The organism is Flavobacterium haoranii (genome assembly GCF_009363055.1).
Taxonomy (GTDB): Bacteria; Bacteroidota; Bacteroidia; order Flavobacteriales; family Flavobacteriaceae; genus Flavobacterium; species Flavobacterium haoranii.
In genome coordinates this window covers 1,891,995-1,910,555 of sequence record NZ_CP045292.1, presented here as the reverse complement: position 1 = coordinate 1,910,555, position 18,561 = coordinate 1,891,995, and the positions used below count along the sequence as shown (strand labels likewise).

The window sequence follows — 18,561 nt, the reverse complement described above, 5'->3', positions numbered from 1 at the left end:
ACGAAAACCAAAACTTTATACGTTATATTCTGTAGATAGGGAATTTCTTATTATTTTTACCGAATAATTTACAATATATGGCTTCATCTTTTGAACAATATCAAAAAAGACGTTTAATCTCATCTTATTTTTCAGTTGTTTTAAGTATTTTTTTAGTGCTTTTTTTACTAGGAGCTCTAGGCTTGTTTGTTATTAACTCTAAAAAGATAACGAATGATTTTAAAGAAGATATTCCAATGACTGTTTTTTTTAAGAATGAGGCAAATGATAGTATTTTAAATGCTTTCGATACCGATTTAAAAAATGCACGTTATATAAAAGAATATGCATTTGTTCATAAAGATAGTGCTGCTAAAAACAATGTAGATATTGTAGGTAAAGACTTTATGGAGTTTTTAGGGTTCAATCCGCTTCAAAATTCTTTCGATATCAACCTGAAAGGAGATTATGTTGTAGCAGATAGTATTAAAAAAATTGAAAGCGGAATTAAGAAAAACGAGTTTGTATCTGAAATCATTTATGATAAGACTTTGGTAGACTTAGTAAATAATAACATAAAAAAAATAAGTTTTTGGATCTTAATTATTAGTGGCTTTTTTGCATTAATTGCGATGTTGCTAATTAATAGTTCTATGCGTTTGTCGATTTATTCACACCGTTTTACAATTAAAACGATGCAAATGGTAGGTGCTACAAAATCGTTTATCAGAAAGCCATTCATTTGGAGAAGTATTAAATTGGGCTTAACAGGTTCTGTATTAGCCATAATTGCCTTGATAGCTCTAGTAAGTTATGTTGATGGACTGCTTCCGCAATTACATTTGGCAAAAGATTATGTTTCACTAGGAATAGTTTTTGGTGGAGTTTTATTGGTAGGAATATTAATCACTTGGATTAGTACTTTTTTTGCTACACAACGTTTCTTAAATTTAAGAACAGACGATTTATATTAATTTTTAAAGATTTTGATTTCAAATTATGAAAAACAATAATAACAACGAAGAATTTTTATTTGGTAAGTCTAATTATACCTTCCTATTAATAGGATTGGTGCTTATAGCTTTTGGATTTATTTTAATGAGTGGAGGAGGAAGTGATGATCCAAACGTTTTTAGCGATGAAATTTTTAGTTTTAGAAGAATTCGTTTAGCTCCAATAGTAGTTGTATCAGGTTTTATTGTAGTTATTTATTCTATTTTTAAAAAAGATAACAGTAGTAAATAGTAAAAAGATAATAGTAATTAGTTTTTTATTAAACGTTAATTACTCTTTACTAATAACGAATCACTAAAACATGAATACACTTCAAGCTATTATTCTTGCTATTATTGAAGGAATAACTGAATTTCTACCAGTTTCTTCAACTGGGCATATGATTATTGCTTCTTCATTTTTTGGAATTGCTCAAGACGATTTTACAAAATTATTCACAATAGTAATTCAATTGGGAACTATTCTTTCGGTAGTTGTTTTATACTTTAAAAGGTTCTTTCAAAGTTTAGATTTTTATTATAAACTATTTGTTGCTTTTATTCCTGCAGTTTTCTTCGGATTATTGTTAAGTGATTTTATTGATAGTTTACTTGAAAATCCAATTACAGTCGCAATTTCTCTAATTATTGGTGGAATTTTACTTTTAAAAATCGACGATTGGTTTGGAAATGCAGAAGGAACACAAATTTCTTATGCAACTGCTTTTAAAATTGGATTATTTCAATGTCTAGCGATGATTCCAGGTGTTTCAAGAAGTGGAGCAAGTATTGCAGGAGGAATGTCGCAAAAATTATCACGAACAACCGCTGCTGAATTTTCGTTTTTTTTAGCCATACCCACAATGCTTGGTGCAACCGTTAAGAAATCTTATGATTATTATAAAGCAGGATTTGAATTAACAAACGACCAAGTAAACTTATTAATTATTGGTAATGTTGTTGGTTTTATTGTAGCCATGATTGCGATTAAATCATTCATTGGTTTTTTACAAAAGCATGGATTTAAATTATTTGGTTATTACCGTATTATTGCTGGAATTGCTATTCTTTTAATTCATTTCTTTATTCAAAAATTAACGGTAATCTAATATGCAAGCCGAAGATTTTACAAACGGAAAAGTTATCCTAATCGACAAACCACTTACTTGGAGTTCGTTTCAAGCAGTGAATAAGTTAAAGTTTGTTTTAAAGCGTAAATTCAATTTGCCGAAGCGGTTTAAAATAGGTCATGCAGGAACTTTAGATCCATTAGCAACAGGATTGTTAATTATTTGCACAGGAAAGTTTACCAAAAGTATCAATGAAATTCAAGCGCAAGAAAAAGAATACATTGGAACAATTAAATTAGGGGCAACTACACCTTCTTATGATTTAGAAACTGAAATAGATAAAACTTTTCCAACGGAACATATCACAACAGAATTGCTTAAAGAAACTTTACAACAATTTACAGGTGAAATTATGCAAAAGCCACCTGTCTTTTCAGCAATAAAAAAGGATGGAAAGCGTTTGTATGAGCATGCTCGTGCTGGTGAAGAGGTGGAAATAGAAGCAAGAAAAACTACGATTTACGAGTTTGAATTAACTCGAATTGACCTTCCAGAAGTCGATTTTAGAGTAACTTGTAGTAAAGGAACGTATATCCGTTCGTTAGCTCACGATTTCGGACAAGCGTTAAATTCGGGTGGACATTTAACTGTTTTAAGAAGGACTAAAATTGGTGATTACAATGTCGAGAATTCAATGAGTCCCACGGAGTTTGAAGAAATGATTGCTAATGAATCGTAAGTTTATCACAGCTGCTTTACTTTTTGCTAACATAGTTTTAGCACAAAAGATTGAATTGAAAACGGGTGATTTAATTTTTCAATCGATGAATTGTGGCGAATTATGTGAAGCAATTAATCAGGTAACAGAAGGCTACAAAGGAATAGATTTTAACCACATGGGAATGGTTGTTATTGAGAATGATAGTGTTTTTGTGTTGGAAGCATCGGGAAATAGCGTTAAATTAACACCTTATCAAACTTTTACTTCTTATACTGATTTGCCAATGTATGTAGGAAGAGTAAAGAAGCGTTTTAAAAAATTAATTCCAGAAGCAGTTTCATTTGGTAAGAATCAGTTAGGAGTACCCTACGATAATGAATATATTTACAATAATGGAAAGTATTATTGCTCAGAGTTGATTTATGATTGTTTTAAAGAAGCGAATAAAGAGCCATTCTTTGTTTTGTATCCCATGACATTTAAGGCTCCAAATTCTAAAGAATTTTTCAATGTTTGGGCAGAATATTATAAAAATTTAAATATTGAAATTCCAGAAGGTCAACTTGGTTGTAATCCTGGAGGCATTTCAACTTCAAAAAAAATTAAGATTTTAGGAACTTTATAAAAAATAAAAACCCCGCATTTGCGGGGTTTTTATTTTTAAATCTATTGTTTTATTACTGTTTTGATAACTTTAAAAAAGAAACTCCATTAGTATCATTACCTAACGCTAATTCCATAGTTTCATAAGTTAAATTAATAACAGTTGCACTAGATTGATAATCTACAGTTGAACCATTTTCTTCTACAGAGTAATATAACGTAATTGTATCTTCTCCAATTTCGTATTCACCAACTTCAACTTCTGTTGGAGTACAGTTGTTTGAATCTAAGACTTCATTAAAAGAATATGTAAAATCTGTATTGAAGATATAAAAATCGTTTTCACAGTTTCCACTTGATTGATAATCTTCATATACAACAATATTTGTGCTATTAATTATTTGAATTTCACCAATTTGTTGAATTGTCCATTTACCTTCTATAGGATTTTTTTTATTGTTTATTTCTTTTGTCTCATCATTGTTATCACATGATGTTATTGATAAAGTAATAAACGATAGTAAAAAAATTAAAATTTTATTTTTCATTAGTATATAGAATTATTGTCCTTCAATTTTTACGTTGTCAACTTCCCAAGTTGTAGCCGCTGAAGTAGTTGAAGTATATTTGAAACCTAAATAAACATTGTTTCCTGCAAAAGTTGAAATATCAATTGCACCAGAAGCAGTCCAAATATAAGAGCCAGTATTTGTGTCCAAATTAAAACCAGTTAATTGTGTCCAAGTAGCAGCATTTGGATCGCCAGAAACATAATCAGTTGAAATGTAAACTTCTAATAGGTTACCTGCAAATTTACTAGAAGTATCAAATTTTAAACTTGCCGTAGTAATTGATGTTAAGTCGATTGAAGGAGAAATTAACCAGTCCTCATTGTTTTGATTTCCACCAGAATAACCAGACATTTTAGCACAATTTCCTGGGTTACCATATTGTGTGTCTAACGTCCAAACTTGAGCTCCAACAACACTATATTTTGTCCAATTATTCCAATTAGATGTGAAAGATTCTTCAAATAAAGGAACAATTCTTGGGTTGTCTAACATAATATCACTTTCATATCTAGCAAAGAATTGATAATCGTTACCATATTTTGTGATAACACCTCTTATTTTACCATTTCCTTCAGCAACATTATGGTGTGCAAATGTAGCATAGCTACTAGTTCTAAAAATCATTGAATTACCATCTGCATCTTCTATTGTATGATTAGTCGAACCACCTATAGCGTTATACTGGTCATAATATGTAGTATTGATTGAAGAGTTGTTGAATTGTACATTTTCGATTTCAATCAATTTATTTAAATAAGCATCGCTAGAAGTAGCTTGAGCAATAGTTACAGTTTGTACAAGTTGATCTTCATCTACAACTGTACAACTTCTGTTTAATGCGGTTAAATATTGAGCTTGAGGAATTCTTCCAATTGAAACAGATCCGTTTGTAGGTGAGATATAAAGTGATCCGATTACTTTACCACCATTTCCAAATCCACTTACATTATTTAACAAATATAAATCTTTTAAATTTAACAATACTTTTCTGCCTGGCTCAAAATTTACGAAAGTAGCATTTACATCAACTGAAATACTAAATGCATCACTTCCGTCTAAAGTTTGCATCGAAATAGATTTAAAGAAATTCCCATCTCTATCACTTGAGGTTACATATGCTTCAACAATATCCTCATCAGTGTATTGTGTAATTGTAGAACTGAAAGGGATTGCCGATACTTCTAAGTTTTTAACAAGGGAAGTTTCATTACATTCTAATGATGGTGTGTCATAATCATCACCATTAACACACGCTGTAAATAAAGATACAGATGCGATTAAAATTGCTGTTTTAAAAATTGTTTTTTTCATATTGTTATGCTATTTTTTTAGAAATTAATGTAAAAGTTAACAAAATAAGTTCTTCCGTATCCATAAAAATACTTTGGAGCGAAAGCAGGATTTCCACTTGACACATCTTGGTTAAGTTCTCTATAATTAGCGTTTCTTGCTTGTTCATAACCACCAGTTTTATAACGCTTGTCTAAGACATTATTAATAGAGGCGAAGAAACCAAACGTATTTCTGTTTTTATTGCTTATTCTCCAAGATTTACCTCCTTGTAAATTTAATAAATAAATATCGTCAAGTTGTTCTTGTTTTAATAATTGTCTTAATCTATCTTGAGTTATCTCAGGAAATGCACTTCCACTATAACTTGTTGGGTCTTTAAGGAAGTTATTAGTTCTTAGCAAAGGAGAAATATCTAAGTATGACCCACTTAGATAGTTGTAGTTTACCCCAACCCACCAGAATTTAGGGTCGCGATATTCTAATCCAATTGAAGCGGCATTATTAGCAACACCAGGTAAGTGATAGTCTTTTAAATAAGCTTTTCCATAGCTTCTTGCTGTATTAGTATTTGTTGCAGAACCTTGATTATCAACAGATAAATAAACATTAGGGTTGTTTGAATATATATATTCTGCATAAGTAGCAGATGCCATAGCTTTAATTGTAGAAGTAATTTGATATTCTAACCCTAATTCTAGTCCATAATTACTTTTGTCTAAACCAGTAACAACTTCATTAACAAAAGCATTAGTGTCTCCTTCTCCTGAGAAATCTTCTACTGTACCTTCAGAGAAAAAGAAGCTAACTTCTGTTACATCTTTTTGTTGAGAGAAGAAACCAGTTAATCTTGATTTAAATTTTGGAGCTCTAATTATGTAGCTTAAATCAACATTTGAAAGTGTTTCACTTTTTAAGTCTACAGTTACATTGTTATTTACTCTAGCATTAGAAAAAGAGCTTCTTAAGTCAGGAGCTTTACTCATGTAAATTGCATTAAAGTCAATTAAATGACGGCCATTAATTTTGTAAGTTAAACCACCTTTAAATCCAAAATTATCAAATTCAACTTTTTTACTTTTGCCGTAAGAGTTAGTTGGATAATATCCATTTCTGTAAAGACCTTCTCTTTGATACTCAGATCTTGAGAATTGTTGTGCTAAATAAAAATCAATTTTTTTATACTTAAATTTGAATTGAGTAAAAGCATCAATAACATTAGCATTCAATTTGTAATTGTAACCATATTTATCACCTTCTCTTACTTGTCTATTTGGATTATTCAAGTTAGATTGTTGTTGATCTGCATTTGTTCCAAAATTATCAACATCTAGGAAATAATCTCCTCCAAGCAAATCCAACATGTATTGGAAATTGTGAGATCTTAAATTCTTATAGTTAACAGCTGCATTTAAAACAATATTATCAGATAATACACTATTTAGAATAGTATTGGCATTCCATAATTTGTCATCTGTTCTGTCTTCATATAACACATAAACACTTCTTCCTGCAGCTTTGTTTGTATCGTAAAGTTTTTGCCAATCTATTTGTTGCTGTTTGTAGAATTCTGCATTGTATGCACCAAGTAAATCCGGTGTATAAAGTCCGCCTAAACCACCTGGTAAATATGCCGAAGGATTTTGAGCCGATACAACAGCTGGGTCGTTTTCATATAAAGAAAGAAAATAACTAGGTAAATTTCTGTAGTATGTAGGATCAGGATTTGGAACCCCTTGGTAATCGATTCTTGAATTTCCAATTTTACCTGTCTGGTATGCAATATTTGTATTTAACGATGTTTTTTCACTTATTTTCCAATAGTGAGACAACATGTTTATAGGTTCTTCTATGTTTTTTTCTCTTGAGTTACGTTTTTTACCATCTTGCCATCCCCAATAAGAATTATAATCTATACCCATTAAGTCTGTTACTTCTTTAGTATTAGGTGAGTTTTTACCTCTACTATTTTGTGCATAAATTGAAGTAAAGTTTAAACTATGTTTGTCATTAAATTTCTTCTCAACTGAAGCAAATAAAGAATTCGCACTGTAATCAGTTCCTTCAAAGTAGCCTTCTTTTGCCCATCTTCTTGATGCAGAAACTACAAATGCCCAACCCTTTTTATTAAAGCCTGATGCATGAGTTCCCATAGTTCTCCAATTGTAATTTGTATTGGTTCCAGACATTGAAATTCTTGTCCCTGGTCTGTAATGAGACGCTCTCGTGTTAATTTCTTGTGTTCCAAGTATTCCTCCAAATGTGTAATCTGAAGGAGCTGACCCCATTGTAAATTCTTGGTTACGAGTAGCATCATTTAAACCGCCCCAATTGCTCCATTGTGGTCTACCGTCATAAAGTTTGTTCATTACGATACCATTGATCATTGTAGTTCCGTATTGATTATCCAAACCTCTAATTCTAAATCGTGCTTGTCCCCAGTTAAAAGCAGCAGCTTGTTGGTAAGTGTCTCTAGAAGCTTGTAAAAGTCCTGATGTACTCTCAGAACCTGTATTTTCGTCTCCTAAATCATTTTCCGTAATAGTAACCAAACTTAGTTGTAACTCAGACGTAATATCTTCTTCTAAAGATAAAACTCCTAAATCTAAAGTTTCTCCTTTTACTGGTTCTAAAACATAAGTTTGAGATTTGTAACCTGTGTAAGTAATTTCTAATACAGGTTGGTCATTTGGAAATTCTTGAATAACAAATGAACCATCTACTCCAGTTACAACTGAAGTGTTAGTGCTTTGAATAGTTGCCACTACATTTTGTAATGGTTTTTGTGATTTAGAATCAACCACTTTACCTTTTAGCGCAGGATTTTGTTGTGCAAGCATTGTTAAGCTTACAAGGGTCAAAATAGCACTGAATAAAAGTTTCTTCATAAACAGATTAAATAATTAATATTAAATTAATTGTTAAGTGTTAAAATCTTAACAGCCCACAAATGTACAACTTTTGTTATTATTTTATACCTTTGGCACCCAATTTGTTTTAAAGTTGACAATAACATAACATTCTCATTATGAAATTTAAACAATTTGGCCTTGTTTTGGCCGTTTTTATTGCGATTAATTCAATAGCGCAAGAGAAAAAATATAAATTGCACACGGTTGCATTTTATAACTTTGAAAACCTTTTTGATACTATAAAAGGTCCAAATTATGACGAAGAGTATCTTCCTGTAAAAGGATGGACGTCAAAAAATTACAATAAAAAGCTAGATAATTTAGCTCGTGTAATTTCTGAATTAGGAACAAGTGATGTTCAAAAAAGTGCACCTACTATAATAGGAACATGTGAAATTGAAAATAGAGGGGTTTTAGAAGACTTAGTTAGAAATCCAAAAATCAAAGATTTAGGATATCAGATTGTTCATTTTGATTCACCAGATAAAAGAGGGATTGACGTTGGTTTTCTGTATCAACCAAAGCATTTTACACCTACATCTTATACAAACATTCCTTTATATATTACTTCTGATATGTTAGATAGTAAAAAAGGAAAAGCTGAAGAGACTAACGAAGCTGATGATGATCATGCTAAAGCTGAAGGTAAATCTAAAAGAGTTTACACTCGTGATCAGTTATTAGTAACAGGATTATTAGATGGTGAAGAAATTAGTTTTATTGTGAATCACTGGCCATCTCGTTCTGGTGGAGAAAAAAGAAGTAGTCCATATCGTGAAGCAGCTGGTAAATTAAATCGCAAGATTATCGATTCATTATACGCAATTAATCCTAATGCAAACATTATTACAATGGGAGATTTAAATGATGACCCAGTTAATAAAAGTGTTAAAAAGGAAATTGGTACTGTTGCAAATAAAGAAGACATCAAACCATTTGGTATGTATAACCCTATGGAGAAAATGTATAAAAATGGTGAAGGAACTTTAGGATATAGAGATGCTTGGAATTTATTCGATCAAATCATGCTTTCTGAACCTTTAGTAAGAAAAGAGAAATATGAGAAAAAAGAATTTACTACTTGGACATATTGGAAAGCTGGTAGATTCATTAAGCCTTATTTAATTCAAAATGAAGGTCCATGGAAAGGATATCCAAAACGTAATTCAAACGGAGTTCCGGGTTATAGTGATCACTTCCCAGTATATGTTTACTTAATTAAAGAGTATAAATAATTATAAGAAAAGGTTAGTCAAAATTTAGGCTAACCTTTTTTCTTTGTATTTTTATAAAAAAATATTATGTCTATAGCGAAGCCTTTCAATCTTCAAAAATGGATTGAAGAAAATAAGCATTTATTACAACCTCCAGTTTCAAATAAAAACCTTTACATAGAATCTGAAGATTATATTGTAATGATTGTTGGAGGACCCAATGCACGAAAAGATTACCATTATAACGAAACAGAAGAATTATTTTATCAACTACAAGGTGAAATAACAGTTTACATTCAAGAGAATGGAAAGAAAAAAGCCATGAAGTTAAGTGCTGGTGATATGTATTTGCATCCTGCAAAAGTGCCACATTCTCCAGCAAGAACAGAAGGTTCAGTTGGATTAGTTATAGAGCGTAAAAGAGCAGGTAAAGGTTTTAATGATGGTTTACTTTGGTTTTGCGATAATTGTAACAACCCTTTGCACGAAGTGTATTTTGAGTTACACAACATAGAAAAAGATTTTTTGCCTCACTTTAAAGATTTTTACAGTTCCGAAAAATTGCGAACTTGTCAAAAATGTGGTGAAATTATGGAGGTAGATAAAAAATTTATTAAGTAAATCTTGTTACTTTAAAGAATAATAAAATTTTATACATTTGTATTATATAACAATTAGAAATTAAAAAGTTAAAATGTCAACAATAACACAATCGTCAGTTGCTGAACAATTTGGGATGAAAGAAGCCTTACAATTGTTAGGTATTAAAGAGTTAAATGAAGGTACTTCTACAGGAAGTGAGTGGTTTTCAAATGGAGAAATTATCGAAAGTTATTCTCCAGTTGATGGTCAATTAATTGGAAAAGTTAAAGCGACAACTGCTGAAGATTATGAAAGAGTAATGCAAAAAGCAACTGAAGCTTTTAAAACGTTTAGAGCGATGCCAGCTCCTCAACGCGGAGAAATTGTGCGTCAGTTTGGGAATAAATTAAGAGAATTAAAAGAACCTCTTGGGAAATTAGTTTCTTACGAAATGGGAAAATCACTACAAGAAGGTTACGGAGAAGTTCAAGAAATGATCGATATCTGTGATTTTGCTGTAGGTTTATCTCGTCAGTTAAACGGACAAGTAATTCCATCAGAGCGTCCAGGACACGTTATGCGTGAGCAATGGCACCCAATTGGAGTGGTTGGAATTATTTCTGCATTCAACTTCCCAGTGGCTGTTTGGTCTTGGAACACCGCTTTAGCATGGATTTGTGGTGACGTTTGTGTATGGAAAGCTTCAGAAAAAGCACCTTTATGTTCTGTTGCTTGCCAAAATATTATTGCCGATATTTTAAAAGCTAATGGTTTACCAGAAGGTATTTCTTGTATTGTAAACGGAGATTATAGAGTAGGTGAAATGATTACTACAGATACGCGTATTCCTTTAGTATCTGCTACAGGTTCTACAAGAATGGGTAGAATTGTTGGTGCTAAGGTTGCAGAACGTTTCGGGAAATCATTATTAGAATTAGGTGGAAACAATGCCATTATCATTACACCAACAGCTGATTTAAAAGTAGTGGTTCCTGGAGCAGTTTTTGGAGCAGTAGGAACTTGCGGACAACGTTGTACTTCTACGCGACGTTTAATTATTCACGAATCGGTTTATGATACCGTTCGCGATGCAATTGTTGGGGCTTACAAGCAAATTAAAATTGGAAATCCTTTAGATGAGAAAAACCATGTAGGTCCGCTTATCGATAAAGATGCGGTAAATACATATTTAGCGGCTATTGAAAAAGCCAAAGCGGAAGGCGGAAAAGTATTAGTTGAAGGTGGTGTTTTAGAAGGAGAAGGATACGAAAGTGGTTGTTATGTAAAACCAGCAATTATTGAAGCTGAAAATCATTTTGAAATTGTACAACACGAAACTTTCGCACCAATTTTATACTTAATGAAATATAGTGGAGAAGTTGAAAATGCCATTGAGATACAAAATGGTGTAGCTCAAGGTTTATCTTCATCTATCATGACAAACAGCATGAAAGAAGCAGAGAAATTCTTATCATTTGCAGGTTCAGATTGTGGAATTGCAAATGTAAATATTGGAACTTCTGGTGCTGAAATTGGTGGTGCTTTTGGTGGAGAAAAAGAAACTGGTGGTGGACGTGAATCAGGTTCAGATGCTTGGAAAGTATACATGAGAAGACAAACCAACACAGTTAACTATTCTGATCAATTACCTTTAGCACAAGGAATTAAATTTGATTTATAGTTTCTTTTAGATAAAAGAAAATAGAATATAGAGAATAGAAAAAATCCCGCTTTTGGCGGGATTTTTTGTTTTCGTCAGTTTCAGAAAAAGTAATACTCCATATCGTCAGTTCGAGTAGCGAAGCGTATCGAGAACTATTTTTTCGCGACTTCTTGATACAATTTTTTCAAAATTTACTCGAAGTGACGGATTTCAGTTTTAAATATGCAGTTCGAGAAAAGTAACATTTTGTTCCGTCAGTTCTAATAGCGAAGCGTATTGAGAACAAATTAGTTAAGTTTTTACGCAACCAATTCTAAAAAAAGTATCTTAGTAAAACTTATAAAACGTTATGAAAATAAAACTACTACTATTTTTATTGATAGGTACTTTTTCTAGAGCACAAGATTGGCAATGGATCAAAGAAGGAGGCGGAACAGGAACGGCCGATACATATACACAAGAGCAAGTGTATAGTATGGTTACGGATAGTCAAAATAATATTTATATATTATCTAGAGTTAGAGGAAGTGATGTTGAAATAGACGGTAACTCTAAAGCTACCTACGGCTATTCAACTCCTAGTGATGTAGTATTGGCTAGTTTTAGTTGCAATGGTACTTATAGGTGGAGTAAAATTATAGGTGGTAATGGTACTGAAAATATTAATGCTGTTCAGGTAGACAGCCAAGATAATGTTTATGTAGCGGGAAATGTTGCCACTTGTAATGGTGGTGGAGCAGGAAATTTTTATTATGCAAGAATAGATGATGAATACGAGTTTATTAATACAGATTCTGCTTGTACATTAATTTTCTTAGCTAAATTTGATACTAATGGAATTATACAATATGTAAAACGTCCGCAGTTGCCCACAACTCCCTCTCTAGCTGGAGCTTATACAGCCAGTTATAATGTTGAAATACATAATGATATCATTTATTGGTCAGTCTGGTTGCCACCAGGCATTTATGCAGATGGAGCTTTTACAAATAGTAATCCAGATCCAGAGACTCCTTATGTATTAAAATATTATCCAGATGGAACTTTTATGGAAGCAATACAATTAGGAACTGTTCAAAATAATTATCCAGTTGTAGCAAATTATTATAGAAACCCATATAATGGATATTTTTATATGACTTATAGAAAAGTTAATTCTGGAGGGACTTTTTCGATTAATGGTCTGTCAATAGTTAATTCTGCGGCATTAATTTGTTATGATAATTTGGGGCAGTATCAATGGAAAATTGAAAATACTAATTCTACAGCAAGCGCTATGCGGTTTTATGGTGTAGATTTTGATTCTTCAAATAACATATACTTAAGTGGACGAATTGCACCTTTTAATTACGACAGTATATTAGGGTATAGCAATTCTGCAGGTGGTAGTTATCCATATATTATGAAAATAAATTCAACTGGCACAAATTATATATGGGCAACAAAATCAAATACAAATGCAAATGACTTTGGAGCAATAAAATATAATGGTGGTGAGATTGCATATACGGGATGGGGTTTTGGTACTAATTTTACTTGGGGTTCACAAACTATTAATATTACAAATACAAATGAAGGTCAAGACGTTTTATTTGCTCGTTTTGATAGTACAACGGGAAATTGTTTGAGTTTAAATAAAATTAATAGCGATGTGGGAAGTACTGATTTTGGTAATGCAATTGCTGTTGATGCATCAGGTGATTATATTGTTGGAGGTGGTTTTGGTCATTATATTTATGACATGAACAATAATGTTTCCACAAATGAAGGTGGTCCAAGCGATTTTTTCTTAGCAAAGTTTTCTACACAAGCTTGTACACCATTAAGCAATGAAAGTTTTGATGAGAGTCAAATAAGAATATATCCTAATCCTGCTAATGAATTTATAACTGTATCTGTTACTGAAAACACAAAATATGAACTATATAATGTAACAGGTCAATTAGTAAAAATTGGCAGTTTATCAGTGAATGAAAATTCGATAAACATACAAGAACTTTCAAAAGGATGTTACTTGTTAAAACTTAAAAGTGAGAATAAACTATTGAAAATTTTGAAACAATAAAAAAGCCAGCTTTTAGCTGGCTTTTTTTATGATGTCTTTTGGGAAAAATTATCCTAAAGCAACTCTTTTGAAACCAGTAACAGTTAAGCCACCGTCAACAGTTTTAACATAAGCAGCAACACTCATAGAACCATCTTTAATATAATCTTGGTTTACTAAAGTGTTGTCTTTGTAGAAACGTTGAATTTTACCTTTAGAAATGTTATCTAACATTGCTTCTGGTTTTCCTTCAGCTCTTAATTGTTCTTTTGCAATTTCGATTTCTTTTTCAATGATAGCAGCATCAACACCAGCTTCGTTTAAAGCTATTGGGTTCATAGCAGCTGCTTGCATAGCTACATTTTTAGCAGCTTCTTCAGCACCAGCAACGTTTGCAGATAAGGCAACTAAAGTAGCAATTTTACCAGCGTGGATGTAAGAACCTACAAAAGCACCTTCTAATCTTTCGAAAGCACCAATTTCGATTTTCTCACCAATTACTCCAGTTTGCTCAATTAATTTCTCAGCTACAGTGATTCCGTTGAAATCAGAAGCTAATAATTCTTCTTTAGTAGCATAGTTTAATGCTTGGTTAGCTAAATCGTTAGCTAATTTTACGAAAGATTCGTTTTTACCTACGAAGTCAGTCTCACAGTTTAAAGTGATTGCAACTCCAGCAGTGTTGTCAGCATTGATAACAGCAACAGCAGCTCCTTCAGTAGATTCTCTATCTGAACGGTTAGCAGCAACTTTTTGACCTTTTTTCTTAAGTTTTCAATCGCTAAATCGAAATCTCCTTCTGCTTCCACTAATGCTTTCTTGCAATCCATCATTCCAGCACCAGTGATAGTTCTTAATTTATTTACGTCTGCAGCAGTAATATTTGCCATGATTTTTTATTTTTTTTAAAATTAAAAATTCCAAAACTCAAAAACCAAATTCCAATTTTAAATTATTATCAACTTTTGTTTCAAATAAGCTTTTTTGGAATTTGGAGTTTGTTTTTGGAATTAAAATATTATTTATTCGTTAGCTGTAGCTTCTGTTTTAGCTTCAGTTTCTTTCGTATCCTCTTTTTCTGCTTTTCTGTCAGATAAACCGTCAACAATTGCAGAAGAAACTAATGAAAGCACTTTATCGATTGATTTAGAAGCGTCATCATTTGCAGGAATTACGAAATCGATCGGACGAGGATCTGAATTCGTATCTACCATTGCGAACACTGGAATGTTTAATTTTTGAGCTTCTTTAACAGCGATATGTTCTGCTTTTACGTCAACTACAAATAAAGCTGCTGGTAATCTTGTCATATCAGCAATTGAACCTAAGTTTTTCTCTAACTTAGCTCTTAAACGCTCAATTTGTAATTTCTCTTTTTTAGATAAAGTATCGAAAGTACCGTCTTTTTTCATTCTATCGATAGAAGCCATTTTTTTAACAGCTTTACGGATAGTAACGAAGTTAGTTAACATACCACCTGGCCATCTTTCAGTGATGTAAGGCATGTTACAAGCAGCAGCTTTTTCAGCAACGATGTCTTTAGCTTGTTTTTTGGTAGCAACGAATAATACTTTTCTACCAGATGCAGCAATTTTCTTTAAAGCTTCGTTAGCTTCTTCAATTTTAGCTGCAGTTTTATATAGGTTAATGATATGAATACCATTACGCTCCATATAAATGTAAGGAGCCATGTTTGGATCCCACTTACGAGTCATGTGTCCAAAGTGAACACCTGCTTCCAATAATTCTTTAACGTCTATTTTGTTTGCCATTTTTTTAAATAGTTTACGTTCCGTTGATTAGCAATGTTCCGTTCGTTTTAAGCAGTTTGCTTTAAACTTTAGGCTTCATTTAGATGCTAAACTAAATTTCTTTTATAAAAAGAAAATCCGGGCAACTTTGTTTCTAATTTTAATAAAAATAAATGAACGAATTGGATAAGATTAACGTTTAGAGAATTGGAATCTCTTACGTGCTTTCTTCTGACCAAATTTCTTACGTTCTACCATTCTAGGATCTCTTGTTAGTAATCCTTCTGGTTTTAAAACTAATCTGTTTTCAGCATCTACTTCACACATAGCTCTAGCAATAGCCATACGTACAGCTTCAGCTTGACCAGTTGAACCACCACCATAAACATTAATTTTAACGTCAAAGTTTTCTGCATTTTCAGTCATAGCTAAAGGTTGCATTACTTTGTACTGTAATGTTGGTGTAGGGAAGTAGTTAGCAAATTCTCTTTTGTTTACAGTGATTTTTCCTGTACCTTCAGTTAGATAAACACGCGCAACAGCACATTTTCTTCTACCGATTTTGTGAATAACTCCCATTACTTAAGATCGTTTAAGTTTACCATTTTAGGTTTTTGAGCCTCATGCTTGTGCTCTGCACCTACGTATACATTTAAATTGCGGAATAATTCAGCACCTAATTTGTTTTTAGGTAACATTCCTTTTACAGCTTTCTCTACTATAACAGCTGGATTTTTTTGCTGTTGTACTCTAGCAGTTAAACTTCTTTGCCCTCCTGGGTAACCTGTATGACGAACGTAAGTTTTGTCGTCTAATTTGTTACCAGTAAGGTTGATTTTTTCTGCGTTGATAACAATTACGTTATCTCCACAATCAACGTGCGGTGTATAATTTGGCTTGTACTTACCTCTTAATAGCATGGCTACTTTTGAAGCAAAGCGACCCAAATTATGCCCTTCAGCGTCTACAACAATCCACTGTTTGTCTGCAGTAGCTTTGTTAGCCGATACTGTTTTGTAGCTTAATGTGTTCACAATAATTAATTTAAATTAAACATTCCATTCCCAATTAAGGGAGTGCAAAAGTACAATTTATTATTAATTATACAAACCTATTTTTTTAAATATTTTTTTGAGTGACTTTAAAATCGTGTTTCCAAGTTATTAAACCTAATGCTGCATTGATTAAATAAAAGACATATTTAACTGTGTTAGCGATGTTCATGAGCATTAAGTTTTGTACAATTTTAAATAGGTTATAGACTTGCCAGTTGATCCAATTGTCTGGATACATTCTTCCTAGATTAAAGGTTCCGCCAAAACTTATTCCAGCAGGAATAGCGATGGCAAAAAATAATTTCCAATCTATTGCTTGATTTGAAAAAGAAGTAAAGGCAATATAATTTAACAGCAAGGATAATAAAAGACCTAATCCAATATTTCTAAAGAAAATAAAGTCGATACTATTTAGTTTTTTCTTTTTTTTCCAAATACGGTAAGCGATAAAATTACCAAAGAAGGAAACCGGATAGGTTAAAATTGCTCCAATGTTTCCCAATAAATAATCTATAGTTCCACTCAAAGATGTATTTAAAGTTCCAATTAGGTTACCAAAGTTGTTTTTTTTGGTTACTAATCGTGTAGCCATCATGGAAAAACAAGTATTTAAAATAGAGAAATATCCTAAAAAGAAAATATAGTTTTTGTTGTTGAATGAAAAACTATAAGTGGTTTTGTAGTATTCTAAATATATTGAGACTGAAACAACGAGAATTACTCCTACTACATCAAGATATTGACTGTTAGTTATCTTTTTAATTTTTGTAATTATAGGAGGAGTAATTTCTGTTGTACTACTTTGCATTATTCTTTAGAAAAATTAATTTTCATTCCGCCTTGTTTAAGAATCAAACTATTTTCTTCAAAATCTATTTCAATTCCAGCTGTAGCAAAGATAAATGTTTTTTTGTCTTTAAGTGTTAATGGAAATACAGGTTGATTTGTTCCTTGAGCCATTAAGTCTCCATTTTTTTCAAAAATTGTTAATTTAATAGGTATTTCAGCAGAAGCATAAGTTCCAGTGTATTTAGTAATTAATTCGCTGTCAAGTTTTTCAAAACTTGGAAAAGGAAATGGTAGTTTGTAATAAATGCTTAATACGCCAATCATAATATCATTTCTATTATAATTATCTCCATTCACAATTAAACCAATACCTAGATTTTCTGAAACATTATATCCTACAACTGATCTAAAGTTTTCGATTCCTCCTGTATGGGTGTAAAATTTTCTATCACCAAAAGGAGCTTGTAGTAATCCGGCACCATAACCATCTTTTAAATCGGTCATGATGTCTAATGACTTTTTTGAAATTAATTTTTCAGTAAATAAATTTCTCATGAATCGAGTTAAATCGGCAGGATTTGAAATAATGGCTCCCGCAGAAAATGCAGTTTCATTTTTCCATTCTGGTGTTACTTCCCATTTTTCATTAAAGGTGTACGAATAACTTTCTTTAACACTAGCATCTGTAGTTGAAGTTTTGTAATACGTGTTTTTTAAATCGGCTTTTTTAACAATTCTTTCTTGTAAATTTTCGGAGAATGATTTTTTGGTTACCTTTTCAATAATTCCTCCTAATAAATAATAGTTAGAATTACTATATTCAAATTTACTTCCTGGACTAAAACGCGATTCGTGCTTTTCAATTTTAGCATAAATAGCTTCTTTAATACTTGGAGCATTTAGTTCTGCTTGAGTTAAACTATCATGATTAATATAGTCTGGAATTCCGGTTCTTTGGTACAATAAATCGGAAATAGAAATACTATCGGCTTTAGCAACTTTTGGAAAATATTTTGAAAGTTTAGTTTCTAAACGCAACTTTTTTTCTTCAATTAACTGTAAAACCATTACTGCAGTAAAAGTTTTTGTAATGGAACCAATTTTATATTTTGTTAATCTATCAGCTTCAATTTTTTTATCAACATCGGCATAGCCATATGCTTTATTGAAAACAACATTTTCGCCTTCACGAATGCAAAGACTTCCCATGAACTTATCGTTATTATATAGATAGTTTAAATACTCGTCGATTTTTTCAAAACGCTCTTGTGAAAAGATTACTGATGAAAAAAGTAGACAAAAAAGGAAAATAGTTTTTTTCATG

At 31.8% G+C, this 18,561-nt stretch carries 17 protein-coding genes and 1 pseudogene; 9 read left to right on the top strand and 9 right to left on the bottom strand.

Features of this window, described 5'->3' with window-relative positions; genetic code table 11:
• The first annotated feature begins 77 nt into the window (after nt 1–77).
• From GCU34_RS09135 to GCU34_RS09115, 5 genes are all read left to right on the top strand, one after another.
• Nucleotides 78–953: a cell division protein FtsX gene (locus tag GCU34_RS09135; RefSeq protein WP_072783075.1), complete on the top strand. Its 876-nt coding sequence runs from the start codon at nt 78–80 to the stop codon at nt 951–953.
• A 25-nt stretch (nt 954–978) separates the two neighbouring features.
• The gene (locus GCU34_RS09130) at nt 979–1,224 is read left to right on the top strand and encodes a DUF3098 domain-containing protein (protein WP_072783077.1); all 246 of its coding nucleotides are present in this window, start codon (nt 979–981) and stop codon (nt 1,222–1,224) included.
• Nucleotides 1,225–1,294: 70 nt separating this feature from the next.
• On the top strand, nt 1,295–2,080 hold the full coding sequence (locus GCU34_RS09125; protein ID WP_072783079.1) for an undecaprenyl-diphosphate phosphatase: 786 nt from the start codon (nt 1,295–1,297) through the stop codon (nt 2,078–2,080).
• Nucleotide 2,081: 1 nt separating this feature from the next.
• On the top strand, nt 2,082–2,780 hold the full coding sequence (gene truB, locus GCU34_RS09120; protein WP_072783081.1) for a tRNA pseudouridine(55) synthase TruB: 699 nt from the start codon (nt 2,082–2,084) through the stop codon (nt 2,778–2,780).
• Nucleotides 2,770–3,387 (top strand): YiiX/YebB-like N1pC/P60 family cysteine hydrolase, encoded by a 618-nt coding sequence (locus GCU34_RS09115; RefSeq protein ID WP_072783083.1) that lies wholly within the window; start codon nt 2,770–2,772, stop codon nt 3,385–3,387. Before truB ends, GCU34_RS09115 begins: the two co-directional genes overlap by 11 nt.
• Nucleotides 3,388–3,439: 52 nt before the next feature.
• On the opposite strand, the gene GCU34_RS09110 is transcribed toward GCU34_RS09115, so the two are convergent.
• Genes GCU34_RS09110 through GCU34_RS09100 form a run of 3 tightly spaced genes read right to left on the bottom strand, consistent with a single transcriptional unit; the run spans nt 3,440 to nt 8,115 of the window.
• On the bottom strand, nt 3,440–3,913 hold the full coding sequence (locus GCU34_RS09110) for a lipocalin family protein (RefSeq protein ID WP_072783084.1): 474 nt from the start codon (nt 3,911–3,913) through the stop codon (nt 3,440–3,442).
• Between the two features lie 12 nt (nt 3,914–3,925).
• Nucleotides 3,926–5,248 (bottom strand): DUF5689 domain-containing protein, encoded by a 1,323-nt coding sequence (locus tag GCU34_RS09105; RefSeq protein ID WP_072783086.1) that lies wholly within the window; start codon nt 5,246–5,248, stop codon nt 3,926–3,928.
• 17 nt (nt 5,249–5,265) lie between these two features.
• Nucleotides 5,266–8,115 carry a carboxypeptidase-like regulatory domain-containing protein gene (locus GCU34_RS09100; RefSeq protein ID WP_072783087.1) on the bottom strand — a complete coding sequence of 950 codons (2,850 nt, stop codon included), beginning with the start codon at nt 8,113–8,115 and terminating at the stop codon, nt 5,266–5,268.
• A 140-nt stretch (nt 8,116–8,255) separates the two neighbouring features.
• On the opposite strand from GCU34_RS09100, the gene GCU34_RS09095 reads away from it, so the two are divergent.
• From GCU34_RS09095 to GCU34_RS09080, 4 genes are all read left to right on the top strand, one after another.
• A complete protein-coding gene (locus GCU34_RS09095; RefSeq protein WP_072783089.1) occupies nt 8,256–9,374 on the top strand; it encodes an endonuclease/exonuclease/phosphatase family protein in 1,119 nt (372 codons plus the stop codon).
• Nucleotides 9,375–9,440: 66 nt separating this feature from the next.
• Entirely contained in the window at nt 9,441–9,974 is a 534-nt protein-coding gene (locus GCU34_RS09090; RefSeq protein ID WP_072783091.1) for a 3-hydroxyanthranilate 3,4-dioxygenase, read from the top strand.
• 73 nt (nt 9,975–10,047) lie between these two features.
• Nucleotides 10,048–11,616: an L-piperidine-6-carboxylate dehydrogenase gene (amaB, locus tag GCU34_RS09085; protein WP_072783093.1), complete on the top strand. Its 1,569-nt coding sequence runs from the start codon at nt 10,048–10,050 to the stop codon at nt 11,614–11,616.
• 331 nt (nt 11,617–11,947) lie between these two features.
• The gene (locus GCU34_RS09080; RefSeq protein ID WP_084656850.1) at nt 11,948–13,663 is read left to right on the top strand and encodes a T9SS type A sorting domain-containing protein; all 1,716 of its coding nucleotides are present in this window, start codon (nt 11,948–11,950) and stop codon (nt 13,661–13,663) included.
• A gap of 48 nt (nt 13,664–13,711) precedes the next feature.
• Here the strand turns inward: GCU34_RS09080 and tsf are convergent.
• The 6 genes and pseudogenes from tsf to GCU34_RS09050 form a co-directional block, all read right to left on the bottom strand.
• Nucleotides 13,712–14,532: pseudogene (gene tsf, locus GCU34_RS09075) on the bottom strand (translation elongation factor Ts).
• 132 nt (nt 14,533–14,664) lie between these two features.
• Nucleotides 14,665–15,414, bottom strand: coding sequence for a 30S ribosomal protein S2 (gene rpsB / locus GCU34_RS09070; protein ID WP_072783099.1), 750 nt, complete (start codon nt 15,412–15,414; stop codon nt 14,665–14,667).
• 171 nt (nt 15,415–15,585) lie between these two features.
• On the bottom strand, nt 15,586–15,972 hold the full coding sequence (gene rpsI, locus GCU34_RS09065; RefSeq protein WP_072783101.1) for a 30S ribosomal protein S9: 387 nt from the start codon (nt 15,970–15,972) through the stop codon (nt 15,586–15,588).
• The gene (gene rplM, locus GCU34_RS09060; RefSeq protein ID WP_072783103.1) at nt 15,972–16,427 is read right to left on the bottom strand and encodes a 50S ribosomal protein L13; all 456 of its coding nucleotides are present in this window, start codon (nt 16,425–16,427) and stop codon (nt 15,972–15,974) included. Before rplM ends, rpsI begins: the two co-directional genes overlap by 1 nt.
• An 85-nt stretch (nt 16,428–16,512) precedes the next feature.
• Nucleotides 16,513–17,256, bottom strand: coding sequence for a nicotinamide mononucleotide transporter family protein (locus GCU34_RS09055; RefSeq protein ID WP_072783105.1), 744 nt, complete (start codon nt 17,254–17,256; stop codon nt 16,513–16,515).
• Nucleotides 17,256–18,560, bottom strand: coding sequence for a serine hydrolase domain-containing protein (locus tag GCU34_RS09050; RefSeq protein WP_072783107.1), 1,305 nt, complete (start codon nt 18,558–18,560; stop codon nt 17,256–17,258). The genes GCU34_RS09055 and GCU34_RS09050 overlap by 1 nt, the downstream gene beginning before the upstream one ends.
• Nucleotide 18,561: the final 1 nt, after the last annotated feature.

What these genes read in the sequence shown, in the direction of transcription:
- GCU34_RS09135 (WP_072783075.1), top strand. Translation starts at nt 78, where the DNA reads ATGGCTTCATCTTTTGAACAATATCAAAAAAGACGTTTAATCTCATCT.
- GCU34_RS09130 (WP_072783077.1), top strand. Translation starts at nt 979, where the DNA reads ATGAAAAACAATAATAACAACGAAGAATTTTTATTTGGTAAGTCTAAT.
- GCU34_RS09125 (WP_072783079.1), top strand. Translation starts at nt 1,295, where the DNA reads ATGAATACACTTCAAGCTATTATTCTTGCTATTATTGAAGGAATAACT.
- truB (WP_072783081.1), top strand. Translation starts at nt 2,082, where the DNA reads ATGCAAGCCGAAGATTTTACAAACGGAAAAGTTATCCTAATCGACAAA.
- GCU34_RS09115 (WP_072783083.1), top strand. Translation starts at nt 2,770, where the DNA reads ATGAATCGTAAGTTTATCACAGCTGCTTTACTTTTTGCTAACATAGTT.
- GCU34_RS09110 (WP_072783084.1), bottom strand. Translation starts at nt 3,913, where the DNA reads ATGAAAAATAAAATTTTAATTTTTTTACTATCGTTTATTACTTTATCA.
- GCU34_RS09105 (WP_072783086.1), bottom strand. Translation starts at nt 5,248, where the DNA reads ATGAAAAAAACAATTTTTAAAACAGCAATTTTAATCGCATCTGTATCT.
- GCU34_RS09100 (WP_072783087.1), bottom strand. Translation starts at nt 8,115, where the DNA reads ATGAAGAAACTTTTATTCAGTGCTATTTTGACCCTTGTAAGCTTAACA.
- GCU34_RS09095 (WP_072783089.1), top strand. Translation starts at nt 8,256, where the DNA reads ATGAAATTTAAACAATTTGGCCTTGTTTTGGCCGTTTTTATTGCGATT.
- GCU34_RS09090 (WP_072783091.1), top strand. Translation starts at nt 9,441, where the DNA reads ATGTCTATAGCGAAGCCTTTCAATCTTCAAAAATGGATTGAAGAAAAT.
- amaB (WP_072783093.1), top strand. Translation starts at nt 10,048, where the DNA reads ATGTCAACAATAACACAATCGTCAGTTGCTGAACAATTTGGGATGAAA.
- GCU34_RS09080 (WP_084656850.1), top strand. Translation starts at nt 11,948, where the DNA reads ATGAAAATAAAACTACTACTATTTTTATTGATAGGTACTTTTTCTAGA.
- rpsB (WP_072783099.1), bottom strand. Translation starts at nt 15,414, where the DNA reads ATGGCAAACAAAATAGACGTTAAAGAATTATTGGAAGCAGGTGTTCAC.
- rpsI (WP_072783101.1), bottom strand. Translation starts at nt 15,972, where the DNA reads ATGGGAGTTATTCACAAAATCGGTAGAAGAAAATGTGCTGTTGCGCGT.
- GCU34_RS09055 (WP_072783105.1), bottom strand. Translation starts at nt 17,256, where the DNA reads ATGCAAAGTAGTACAACAGAAATTACTCCTCCTATAATTACAAAAATT.
- GCU34_RS09050 (WP_072783107.1), bottom strand. Translation starts at nt 18,560, where the DNA reads ATGAAAAAAACTATTTTCCTTTTTTGTCTACTTTTTTCATCAGTAATC.